Raw genomic sequence first — 11387 nt, 5'->3', positions numbered from 1 at the left:
TCGGGGGTGACGATGCAACAGGAGAAGACCATGAGAAAGTCAACCAAGCTTGCCCTTGCCTTCGCGGCACTTGCCGGAGCCGTCGGCACCACGGCCTACGCCGAAAACAATGCCAGCGCAAAAATGCGCGAGGACACGATGATGCGCCTCAACAAGGCGATGAGCGATTCAGACGGCGCCATCACCTTCGACCAGTTTTCCAACGCCATGAACGCGCGGCTGAAGAAGCTCGTTGCCGACAATGGCGGCAAGCTGACCGTCGCCCAGCTCGCCGACGCGCTGGAGAAGGCCCGCTTCGAGCGGATGGCCAAGCGCATCATCGCCCGCTACGACACCAAGGGCGACGGTACGCTGACCACGGATGACATCACCGGCCGCGAGAAGAAGGTGTTCGCCATGCTCGACAAGAACAATGACGGCAAGATCGAGAAGAGTGAACTGCCGAAGGGTGGCCGCTTTGGCCATCATGGCCAATCGGATGACGACGACGGCGTGGAGTGAGGCTGCTGAGGCGGGCTTCCGGCACGATCAGCCGGAGCCTGCTGCTTAGGCCGCCACCTTAACGGCCGCCGGCGCCTTCTTCACTGGAATGCGCACCGATACGATCGTGCCGACACCTTCGGTCGAACGGATCTTCAGCGCGCCGCCCTGGAGCTCGGCCAGCGAGCGTGAGATCGCGAGGCCAAGGCCTGATCCGGCATGGTTCTTGGAGAACTGGTTCTGCACCTGTTCGAAGGGCCGCCCGAGCTTGCCGAGCGCCTCCTTCGGAATGCCGCAGCCATTGTCCTCGATGGTCAGCACCAGCGCGCCCGATGTGTTGCGGGCCCTGACCGATATGTGGCCACCCTGGCCGGTGAACTTCACCGCGTTGGACAGGAGGTTGATGACGATCTGCTTGATGGCCCGGCGGTCGGCGAACAAAGTCAGCGCATCGGCGATACGTGTTTCCACGGTGATCGCCTTCTGCGCCGCCTGTAGCGAGACGACGCGCACCGTCTCGCTGATCAGCGGGCCGAGGTCGATCTGCTCGCGGTCCAGCGAGAACTGGCCGGCCTCGATCTTGGACATGTCGAGAATGTCGTTGATGACGCCGAGCAGATATTTGCCGCTGCTGTTGATGTCGGTGGCATACTCCTCGTAGCGCTCCGACCCCAGCGGCCCGAACAGCCCCTGTTCCATCAGCTCTGAGAAGCCGATGATGGCGTTCAGCGGTGTGCGCAGTTCATGCGACATGTTGGCCAGGAATTCCGATTTGGCCCGGTTCGCGGCTTCGGCGCGCTCGGTTTCCTTCATGTATTTGCGGTTGAGCTCGACCAGTTCGCTGGAGCGCTCCTCTTCGGAGCGCCTGGCGAGGCTGAGGTCATGGATCGTTGCCATTAGCCGGCGTTCGCTGTCGACCAGCTTTTCCTGATGCAGCTTGATCTGCGTGATGTCGGAGCCGACCGAGACGATGCCGCCGTCCCGGGTCCGGAGTTCATTGACCTGCAGCCAGCGGCCGTCGGACAGCTGCCGCTCGAAAGTGGCGCCGCCTTGCGGACCATTGGCGTTGGCAAGCCGGCGCTCGGACGCAAAGGCCAGCATCCGTTCTTCCAGCGAAGCGCGCGTCACGCCTGGCATCACGTCGCGATCCGACAGCCCGTTGTCCTGCTGGTATTTGGAGTTGCACATGATCAGCCGCTGCGCCGAATCCCACAGCACGAAGGATTCGTTGATGTTCTCGATCGCGGTCCTCAGCCGCAGATCGGCCGCTTCCGAACGTAGCGCCAGATGGCGCTGCTCGGTGACGTCGACGGCGATGCCGATCAGCTGGATTTCCGGCGCTTCCGGATCCATGACCTGTGCACGCGCGCGCATCCACACCCATTGGCCATCGGCATGCCGCATCCGGAACACCTGGTCGATGTGGTCGATCTCGCGGGCGACAATCTTGTTGGCGAGCTCGAACAGGTCGCCGTCCTCCGGATGGATGATCTCGTCGACTTCGCCGAAGGACAACATCGTGTCGCAGGGCTCGTAGCCGAGCATGTCGTACATCGAGCGCGACCAGTACATCTTGCCGCGCACCATGTCCCAGTCCCACAGGCCGCAGCGGCCGCGCACCAGCGCCATGTCGATGCGTTGATGCGCTTCGAGATAAATGCGGTCAGCGGCTTGGGCGCGCGCGGCCTGCCCGAAATAGGCGTAGAGGATGATGATGAGCACGCCGGCTGTCAGCACGAACAGGGTGACGTTGAGCGAGACGGTCTTGCGCCATGTGTCGAAGACTGCTTCCTGCGGCACCAGGGCCGCCGCCGCTCCCTTCCGGTCCTTGGCCACACTGACCGCCGCATACCAGTCCTGCCCTCCAATGCTGACCTCCATGACGCCGGCGCGGTCGCCGAACATGAAGAGCGGCTGGCCGCCCTCGACGAGGCCGTCGAGCGAATGGCCTTGCCATGGCATCGAGCGCGGCGTCACCGCGGTGATCTTGAAGGCGTTGTCGGTGATGACGAGTACGTGGCTGCGGCCCATCGCGCCCTGGCGGCTGGTGGTTTCCAGCAGGTCCTGGATGGCGCCGGGTACGGTGTCCGAGGTGGTAGCCAGCGAACTGGCCAGCTGACCCGCCGCCAGCGTCAGGATCGCCTTGGCATCGCGCTCGACATCGTCGCGCTCGTTCATAAGTGACAGCACGCGCAGCGCCGCGATGACGAGCAGGAAGATGATGATGAGGGCCGGTATCGACCGGCGCAGCAGCGGTTCGGCGGCCAGAAGCCGCTTGTAGGCCGGTTCGGCAATGAGCCGCGTATTCCCGGCAAGGCCATCGCTGCGCGTCTCGCGACGCGCAAAAGCCATCCCACCGGGCGCGCCCCACGCGTCCGCCTTCGCCATAAATGGCACTCCCCGAATTTGCCTATGCTGCTTTGTGATCCGGCAAACGCCGCACATCCGAATCGTCAGTAAAGAATCAAAGGTGATTCGCCTTGTCCAGTGGTCCGGCGAAAAAAGATTAAAAATCGACTAAAATAATCGGTTTTGGAGGTGCGACGGCTCGGGCCTTCTCCCCGCATGGGGAGAAGGCAAGGGGTGCCTAGGCCAGCGTGCGCTCGACGATATCGCGCAGATCCGCCGACAGGTTTTCGGCATTGGCGATCGAAAGCAGCGCTTCCCTGGCCTTGGCCTGCCGGCCTGGTTCGAGCGAACGCCACGACCGCAGGGCGGTCGCCAGCCTTGCCGCCACTTGCGGATTGCGCTTTTCGACCTCGAGCACGGTTTGCGCGAAGAACCGGTAGCCTTCGCCGTCGGCGCGGTGGAAGCCGGTCTGGTTGGCGCTGGAGAAAGTGCCGATCAGCGAGCGCACCCGGTTCGGATTGGCCATCGAGAAGGCTGCATGAGCCGATAGCGCCCGAACCGTGTCTATCGCCTGCGGCCCCGGCACGCTGGCCTGGATCTGGAACCATTTGTCCATGACCAGCGGGTCGGATGCATAGGTCTTTTCGAACGCCGCCAGCGCATGGTTTGCCTCCGGCGAACCATGGTGGCGATACGCGAGCACGGCAAGGGCGGCTGCGCGGTCGGTCATGTTGGTGGCGGACTGGAAATGCCTGGCCGCCAGTGCCGCTCCGTCCGGCAGCAACGAGAGATAATCCAGCAAAGTGTTGCGCAGGGCGCGTCGTCCTGCGCTCGCCGCGTCGGGGCTGAAGGCGGCCTTATCGGCAAGGCTGTGGTAGAGGCTGGAAAATACCTCGCCATTGGCCGTGGCGATGACCTGGGCCAGCGCCTCGCGGGCCGCGTGAATGCCGTCTGGGTCGATATTCCTGCCGATGTCGCGGGCGATGTCGGCGTCGCCCGGTAGCGCCAGCGCCAGCGCCCGGTAGGCGGGCTCCAGCGTCTCATCGGCGGCGATGCTGCCGGCAAGCTCGGTAAGCCGCGTCGCGAAGACCGGCTGCTTGCCGCCAAGGATTTCGCGGAAGGCTGCGATCAGCGCATCGGTGAGCAGCGTGTTGAAAGCTTGCCAGCGCGAGAAGGCGTCGCTGTCATGGCGGGCGAGGAAGAACTGGTCGTCGGCCTTCTGCTCGACCGACAGCGTTACAGGCGCCGAAAAGCCGCGGTTGAGCGACACGGCGGGACGTTCGGCAACGCCCGAGAAACGCACCATATGGCGGCGCTTGCGAAGATGGATGACGCCGTCCTCGACGCTGGCGCCCTCGACGCCGCTATAAGCGACAGGTTTGCCGCCGGTGCCGATCAGGCCGAAGGCGAGCGGAATATGCATCAGCCGCTTGCGGCTTTCGGAGGGTGTCGGCGGTACCGACTGCTCGATTTCGAGCGTAAACTCCTGCGCGGCCGCATTGTGCGTCGAACTGACCGTCAGGTTCGGCGTGCCCGCCTGGTGATACCAGAGCGCGAACTGCGACAGGTCACGCCCCGAAGCATCCTCGAACACCTTGATGAAATCCTCGATCGTCGCGGCGTCGCCGTCGTGCCGCACGAAATAGAGGTCCATGCCGGCGCGAAAGGCATCTGCCCCCAGAATGGTACGGATCATGCGCACCACTTCCGAGCCTTTTTCGTAGACCGTCGCCGTGTAGAAATTGTTGATCTCGCGGTAGCGGCGCGGCCGCACCGGATGCGCCAGCGGGCCTTGATCCTCGGGAAACTGATGCGCGCGCAGCAGGCGTACCTCGGCGATGCGCTTGACTGGCCGCGAGCGCTGGTCGGCGGAGAATTCGTGGTCGCGGAAGACCGTCAGCCCTTCCTTCAGGCAAAGCTGGAACCAGTCACGGCAAGTGATTCTGTTGCCTGTCCAATTGTGGAAATATTCATGGGCGATGATCGCCTCGATATTGGCGAAATCGGCATCCGTCGCCGTCTCCTGGTCGGCCAGCACATATTTGTCGTTGAATATGTTGAGGCCTTTGTTCTCCATCGCGCCCATGTTGAAGTCGGACACGGCGACGATGTTGAAGACGTCGAGGTCGTATTCGCGGCCAAACGCCTCCTCGTCCCATCGCATCGACCGCTTCAGCGCGTCCATCGCGTAGCCGGCGAGCTTCTCCTTGCCGGGTTCGACATAGATGCCGAGTTCGACCTTGCGGCCGGATAGGGTGACGAAACTGTCGGCGACCTGGCCGAGATTGCCGGCCACCAGCGCGAACAGGTAGGACGGCTTGGGGAAGGGGTCGTGCCAGACGGCATAGTGCCAGCCGTCGCCGATATCGCCACTGTCTCCCGGATTGCCATTGGACAGGAGCAGCGGCGCCTCGTCGCGCGGCGCCTCGATGCGCACGGTGTAGACGGACAGGATATCGGGGCGATCGAGGAAATAGGTGATGCGGCGAAAGCCCTCGGCCTCGCATTGCGTGCAATAGACGTTGTTCGAGCGGTAGAGCCCCATCAGGGCCTCGTTGCCGGCCGGCGCCAGTTCGGTCTCGATCAGCAGCTGGAACCGGCGCGCGGCAGGCGGCTTGAGAAGGGTGAGCTGGTCAGGGGTTACCAGCAGGTCCGCCGGTTTAGCCTTCTTGCCGTCGATCTCGATGCGCTTGAGCGTCAGCCCGTCGCCGTCGAGAACCAAGGGCGCCGCCGCGGATACGCCGTCGCGGCGTTCGATCGTCAGTATTGCGGTGACGATCGTGGCCTCGGGCGAAAGACGGAAGGTGAGGTTGGTCTGCGGAATGAGATAATCGTTGGGGCGATAGTCCTCGAGCTTGAAGACCTGGCCGGTGTCCGTGCGCATTCCCTGGGTTTTCCTGTCGATTGCGTTGGAAGCGGACAGTTCCCGCTGGTCCAAGAAATTTGAAGTCCGCGCTCTTTACACGAAACAGTCCCTCGACAAAACTCAGCGGATGCCTATTTCAGGCGTTCCTTCTCCACATCCTCACGAGGCAGCCATGACCGTCGTCACACCGAAATTCGGCATGGGCCCATCGCCGACGTGACGTCAGGAAAGGGGACCGAGCCAGAAACGACCAGCGGCCACGGCACGCTAAGGGGCATCGCACTGAAGATCGTCTCGGTGGCGGTTTTTGTCGGCATGCAAACCTGCATCAAGGCGGCCGGCGACGTGCCGGCCGGGCAGATCGTCTTCTTCCGCTCGTTCTTCGCCATCTTCCCGATCATTGCCTTCCTGGCGTTGAAGGGACAGCTGACGACGGCATTCGTCACCAAACGTCCCTTCAACCACGTCGCGCGCGGCGTCGTCGGCGTCGGAGCCATGGGGCTGGGCTTCTTCGCGCTGACCAGGCTGCCGTTGCCGGAGGCGATCACCCTGAACTACGCGCAGCCGCTGCTGGTCGTGGTATTCTCCTCCGTCTTCCTTGGCGAGACGATCCGCGTCTATCGCTGGAGCGCGGTCGCCGTCGGCCTCATTGGCGTGCTCATCATCTCATGGCCGGAACTGACCCTGCTCAACTCGGATGAAGCGCTCGACGACCAGGAGGTCCTGGGCGTCATGGCCGCGCTGGTGGCGGCGGCGATCTCGGCTGTCGCCATGCTGCTCGTGCGCAATCTCGTGCAGACGGAGAAGACGGCGACCATCGTGTTGTGGTTCTCGTCGACCGCGAGCGTGCTCTCGCTGCTGACGCTGCCTTTCGGCTGGCAAGCTCTGACGCCGGCGCAAGCCGCGCTGCTTGTCATGGCCGGCTTCTGCGGCGGCCTTGGCCAGATCCTGATGACCTCGGCCTATCGCCATGCCGAGGCCTCGGTGGTGGCGCCGTTCGAATACACCTCGATGATCCTCGGCGTCGTCGTCGGCTATTTCATTTTCGGCGACGTGACCTCGCTCAACACGCTGATTGGCGGTGCGATCGTGGTGGCCGCCGGCGTCTTCATCATCTGGCGCGAGCGGCAACTCGGCCTGGAGCGCACCCGAACGCGCAAGGTGACGCTGCCACAGGGGTGAGGAGAGGTCCGCGTAGCGGACGGAAAGCCAATTGCTTGGCTTTCCGAACGACGAACGCCCGGAGCGGTAGCGAGAGGCCGATATCCTCAGTTACGATCGTTCGTTTCGCTCCTTCGCCAGCCGCACCAGCACCGCGCGAGTCTGCTCGTCGGCCGGGAAAAATGACTCAATCGCCAGTTCCGACAAGGTCACATCGAGCGGCGTGCCGAACACGGTGATGGTGCTGATGAACGACAGCACCTGATCGCCATGCGCGAGGCGCAGCGGATGCACGATGGCGTTCGGCTCGACGGGCGTCGGCCGGTTGCCCTTCAGCCCGGACGGATAGCCGCGCAGCTCGCGCTCGAGATCGACCAGCACCGGATCGCCGCTGGCATCGTTCTGGTGCTTGAGACGTTCGAGCAGGTGCGTGCGCCATTCCGCGAGGTTGACGATGCGTGGTGCGATGCCGCCGGGGTGCAGGCTCAGGCGAAGCACGTTGACCGGCGGCGTCAGCAGCGAGGCCTCGCTGACATCGGCGAGGAAGGGAGCAATCGCGGCATTCGCCGAAACCAGGTTCCAGTGCCGGTCCACCGCCAGCGCCGGGAAGGGCTCATGCCCTTTGAGCACGATCTCGACCGCCGCCATCGCCGGCGCCAGCGTCGTGTCGGTCAGCGGCCGCTCGCTGAAGCTCGGCGCAAAGCCTGCCGCCAGCAGCAAATGGTTGCGTTGCCTCAACGGGATCGCCAACTGCTCCGCCAGATGCAGCACCATGTCGCGCGACGGCGCGGCGCGCCCGCTCTCGACGAAGCTCAGATGCCTTTGCGAAATCTCGGCCTCCATGGCGAGGTCGAGCTGGGACATACGGCGGCGCGTGCGCCATTCGCGGATGAGACTGCCGGCGGAATTTTGGGCTGATGTCATGGGTCAGGATTAAGGCGGCGGCAGAGGGATTTCAATTACCTCCGTGGTTATCGCTAGGAGAGTGCCCGCAGCTTCGCCTTGACCTCGAGAAAATCCCGCCATGCCAGCTTCTTGTGTGCCGGCGTCCGCAGGAGATAGGCCGGGTGCAGCGTCGGCATGGCCGGAATGGCGATGCCGGAGGCCGTGGTGTGGGCACGCCAGTTGCCACGCAGCCGCAAAATGCCTTCCGAGGTATTCAGCAAGGTCTTGGCCGACGGCCCGCCGAGATTGACCAGCACCTTGGGATTGACCAGCTCGATCTGCCGCTCGATGAACGGCCGGCAGATTTCGGTCTCGTGCGGCGTCGGCGTGCGGTTGCCTGGTGGCCGCCACGGGATGACATTGGCGATGTAGACTGATGTGCGGTCGAGCCCGATCGCGGCCAGCATGCGGTCGAGCAGCCGGCCCGAGCGGCCGACGAAGGGCAGCCCCTCAATGTCCTCATCGCGGCCCGGCGCTTCGCCCACCAGCATCACCGCGGCCTCCGGGTTACCATCGGCGAACACCAGGTTCTTGGCGGTGGCCTTGAGATTGCAGCCGTCGAATGCCGCCATGTGCTGGCGCAACTCGTCCAGGGTTGTTGCCGTTTTCGCCAACTGGCGCGCAAGTGCCGCCTGAGCTTCGTCTGGCACGGCGGCGACCGATGAACGCGCCGGTGCGTCCGGCACCCGGCTCGCATCCAACCCGGGCGATGCCGCGGGGCGCTCCGGCGCCTTGTCTTCGCGAGGCGGCGCCGTCGGCGTAGGTGCCCGCTCGACAGGTCTCGGCGCCGCCTCGGCGAAGCGGTTCACCGGGGCGTCTTCCAGCGCCTCATCGACGCCGGCGCTGGCATAGAACGCCAGGATGTCGGCAATATCGGTCGGGCTGTTGGGGGAGGCGGCAGTCATGGCGCGCACATTCGTCCGCATGACTGCAATTTGCAAGACCGGCTGCTTGCCCTATCCGGTCGGGATGCGCGGATCTTGCACCAGATAGAAGGTCCATCGCGGTGTGTAATCGGTCATCAGGAACTCGAAACTGACGGTCTTCAGCGGGTCGACCTTGCCGTTCTTGAACAGCAAGCGGTCATAGGGTTCGAAGTCGCGGTCGAAATCGGCGAAATTGCTCGACCAGATATTGTCGGGGGTCTTGTTGCGCTGGTCGAAGGAAAGCCCATCACCAAACACGCTCGGCTGATCCAGGATCTCCTGAAGCTCGAACTGGAACTCGATCCAGGCCTGGCCGCTGTTGTTGAGCACGTTGATGCTCATATACATGATGCCATTGGCGAATTCGCCCGCCTTGCCGAATGTCTCGATCGGCTTTGTGGTGCGGATGGTCAGCGTCACGGGTGTCGCCGAATTCAATTCTTCGGTGATGACCAGCGGATCGTCCTTGGTTCCGATGCCGGAGGCTCCGGTGATGCGGAAGCCGCCAAGTTCGTCGGAGAAGGAGTAGGCGCCTGTCGCCCAGACCTTCACCTCGTCCGCGGCGGCGTGCCCTGGTGCCGACGTCATAAGGGCCAGAAGAATCGCCCGGCAGGCCCGGCCGGGCGACAAAAGAAAGCGCGTCGAAGGAAAGCCGGCTGGCCCAGGAATGCGCATGGCGGGAAGTATGGCCGATAAGCACGCCGCCGAACAATTAAAAAACGCAAGCACCGTAGGTCGCGCCGGGCACGAACGGCTGCCCTGCCGCAGGATGCGCGACTTTTTGGCCAAATCCGCATTGTCACGTATGCGCCGGTTTCCTGTCGCCAATTGATGCGCTATGCAGCGCAGGAGCCAGCAAGATACGCAACAGCGGCAAGCCAGTGCGGAGGGGTTGATGAGCGATATCGAACGCGAAAGCATGGAATTCGACGTGGTCGTCGTCGGTGCCGGTCCGGCCGGCCTTGCCGCGGCCATCCGCCTCAAGCAGGTCAATCCCGAGCTTTCCGTCGTCGTGCTGGAAAAGGGCGGCGAGGTTGGCGCTCATATCCTCTCCGGCGCCGTCGTCGATCCGATCGGCATCGACCGGCTGCTGCCCGGTTGGCGCGAGGAGGAGGGGCATCCCTTCAAGACGCCGGTCACGGCGGACCATTTCCTGGTCCTCGGCCCCGCCGGCTCGTTTCGCCTGCCCAACATATTGATGCCGCCGCTGATGAACAATCACGGCAACTACATCGTCTCGCTCGGCAATGTCTGCCGCTGGCTGGCCGCCAAGGCCGAGGCGCTGGGCGTCGAGATCTATCCGGGTTTTGCCGCCGCTGGCCTGCTCTACAATGAAGAAGGCGCTGTCACCGGTGTCGTCACCGGCGACATGGGCGTCGAGAAGGACGGCACGCACGGCCCGGGCTTTGCACCGGGCATGGCGCTGATGGGCAAATATGTGCTGATCGGCGAAGGCGCGCGGGGCTCGCTCGCCAAGCAGCTGATCGCCAGATACAAGCTCTCCGATGGCCGCGAGCCCGGTAAATACGGCATCGGTCTCAAGGAGCTTTGGCAGGTCAAGCCGGAGAACCATAGGCCGGGCCTGGTGCAACATTCCTTCGGCTGGCCGCTCGACATGAAGACCGGCGGCGGCTCCTTCCTCTACCATCTCGAGGACAATCAGGTGGCGGTCGGCTTCGTTCTCCACCTCAACTACAAGAATCCCTGGCTTTCGCCCTTCGAGGAATTCCAGCGCTTCAAGACCCATCCGGCGATCCGCGGCACCTTCGAAGGCGCCAAGCGCCTGGGCTATGGCGCGCGCGCCATCACCGAGGGTGGCTGGCAGTCGGTGCCGAAATTGTCCTTCCCCGGCGGCGCGCTGATGGGTTGCGCGGCGGGCTTCGTCAACGTGCCGCGCATCAAGGGTTCGCACAATGCGGTGCTCTCCGGCATGCTGGCGGCCGAGCATGTCGCCGAAGCGATCGGCGCTGGCCGCGCCAATGACGAGCTTACGTCCTACGAGCAGGCCTGGCGCGCGACCGACATCGGCAAGGATTTGAAGAAGGTGCGCAACGTCAAGCCGCTATGGTCGCGCTTTGGCACCATCGTCGGCGTCGGCCTTGGCGGCTTCGACATGTGGCTGAACACGCTGTTCGGCGTCTCGCCCTTCGGCACGCTGAAGCATGGCAAGGCCGACTATGCGGCGCTCGAGCCCGCCGCCAAGCACGAAAAGATCGCCTATCCGAAGCCGGATGGCGTGCTGACCTTCGACCGCCTGTCCTCGGTGTTCCTGTCCAACACCAACCATGAGGAAAACGAGCCGGTCCATCTCATCGTCGGCGACATGGCCTTGCAGCAGCGCTCCGAGCACGATGTCTTCGCCGGACCCTCGACGCGCTATTGCCCGGCTGGCGTCTATGAGTGGGTCGACAAGGACGGCAACGCCGCCGCCGATCCGGCGGCGAAGGATGTGCGCTTCGTCATCAACGCGCAGAACTGCGTCCACTGCAAGACATGCGACATCAAGGATCCGAACCAGAACATCAACTGGGTGCCGCCGCAGGGCGGCGAAGGTCCGGTCTACCAGGGCATGTGACCTCGCGCGGCCGGGCGGTTCAGGTCTCTGCAGCAAAAAATGCAGGTGACTGCTGGCTGCGAGGGCATGCAGGCCGGCAGAACCG

Annotated in this window: 8 protein-coding genes; 3 read left to right on the top strand and 5 right to left on the bottom strand. The window is 63.9% G+C overall.

The window, feature by feature from the left end; genetic code table 11:
• Window positions 1–30: 30 nt before the first annotated feature.
• On the top strand, window positions 31–501 hold the full coding sequence (locus JN279_RS28080) for a hypothetical protein (protein ID WP_202350790.1): 471 nt from the start codon (window positions 31–33) through the stop codon (window positions 499–501).
• A gap of 45 nt (window positions 502–546) precedes the next feature.
• Here JN279_RS28080 and JN279_RS28075 read toward each other — a convergent pair whose 3' ends face one another.
• Both JN279_RS28075 and pepN read right to left on the bottom strand, forming a co-directional pair.
• Window positions 547–2868 carry a PAS domain-containing sensor histidine kinase gene (locus JN279_RS28075; protein ID WP_202350789.1) on the bottom strand — a complete coding sequence of 774 codons (2322 nt, stop codon included), beginning with the start codon at window positions 2866–2868 and terminating at the stop codon, window positions 547–549.
• 199 nt (window positions 2869–3067) lie between these two features.
• Entirely contained in the window at window positions 3068–5713 is a 2646-nt protein-coding gene (gene pepN / locus JN279_RS28070) for an aminopeptidase N (protein ID WP_202350788.1), read from the bottom strand.
• 198 nt (window positions 5714–5911) lie between these two features.
• Here pepN and JN279_RS28065 point away from each other — a divergent pair, with 198 nt between their 5' ends.
• Entirely contained in the window at window positions 5912–6877 is a 966-nt protein-coding gene (locus JN279_RS28065) for a DMT family transporter (protein WP_202350787.1), read from the top strand.
• A gap of 90 nt (window positions 6878–6967) precedes the next feature.
• On the opposite strand, the gene JN279_RS28060 is transcribed toward JN279_RS28065, so the two are convergent.
• From JN279_RS28060 to JN279_RS28050, 3 genes are read right to left on the bottom strand one after another with little or no spacing between them, the layout of a single operon-like run.
• Window positions 6968–7780 (bottom strand): helix-turn-helix domain-containing protein, encoded by an 813-nt coding sequence (locus tag JN279_RS28060; protein WP_202350786.1) that lies wholly within the window; start codon window positions 7778–7780, stop codon window positions 6968–6970.
• A 53-nt stretch (window positions 7781–7833) separates the two neighbouring features.
• The gene (locus JN279_RS28055) at window positions 7834–8706 is read right to left on the bottom strand and encodes a uracil-DNA glycosylase (protein ID WP_202350785.1); all 873 of its coding nucleotides are present in this window, start codon (window positions 8704–8706) and stop codon (window positions 7834–7836) included.
• 51 nt (window positions 8707–8757) lie between these two features.
• Complete coding sequence (locus JN279_RS28050) at window positions 8758–9402, bottom strand: hypothetical protein (RefSeq protein WP_202350784.1); 645 nt, start codon at window positions 9400–9402, stop codon at window positions 8758–8760.
• Between the two features lie 220 nt (window positions 9403–9622).
• Here JN279_RS28050 and JN279_RS28045 point away from each other — a divergent pair, with 220 nt between their 5' ends.
• Window positions 9623–11302, top strand: a complete 1680-nt coding sequence (locus JN279_RS28045; protein ID WP_202350783.1) for an electron transfer flavoprotein-ubiquinone oxidoreductase — start codon at window positions 9623–9625, stop codon at window positions 11300–11302.
• The last annotated feature ends 85 nt before the right edge of the window (window positions 11303–11387 follow it).

Origin of the sequence: Mesorhizobium sp. 113-1-2, from assembly GCF_016756475.1 — a bacterium.
GTDB lineage: Bacteria > Pseudomonadota > Alphaproteobacteria > Rhizobiales > Rhizobiaceae > Mesorhizobium > Mesorhizobium loti_C.
This window is presented reverse-complemented; position numbering and strand designations above follow the sequence as displayed.

Bases quoted from the DNA above. Each gene is read 5' to 3' on its own strand.
- JN279_RS28080 (WP_202350790.1), top strand. From the start codon at position 31: ATGAGAAAGTCAACCAAGCTTGCCCTTGCCTTCGCGGCACTTGCCGGA.
- JN279_RS28075 (WP_202350789.1), bottom strand. From the start codon at position 2,868: ATGGCGAAGGCGGACGCGTGGGGCGCGCCCGGTGGGATGGCTTTTGCG.
- pepN (WP_202350788.1), bottom strand. From the start codon at position 5,713: ATGCGCACGGACACCGGCCAGGTCTTCAAGCTCGAGGACTATCGCCCC.
- JN279_RS28060 (WP_202350786.1), bottom strand. From the start codon at position 7,780: ATGACATCAGCCCAAAATTCCGCCGGCAGTCTCATCCGCGAATGGCGC.
- JN279_RS28055 (WP_202350785.1), bottom strand. From the start codon at position 8,706: ATGACTGCCGCCTCCCCCAACAGCCCGACCGATATTGCCGACATCCTG.
- JN279_RS28050 (WP_202350784.1), bottom strand. From the start codon at position 9,402: ATGCGCATTCCTGGGCCAGCCGGCTTTCCTTCGACGCGCTTTCTTTTG.
- JN279_RS28045 (WP_202350783.1), top strand. From the start codon at position 9,623: ATGAGCGATATCGAACGCGAAAGCATGGAATTCGACGTGGTCGTCGTC.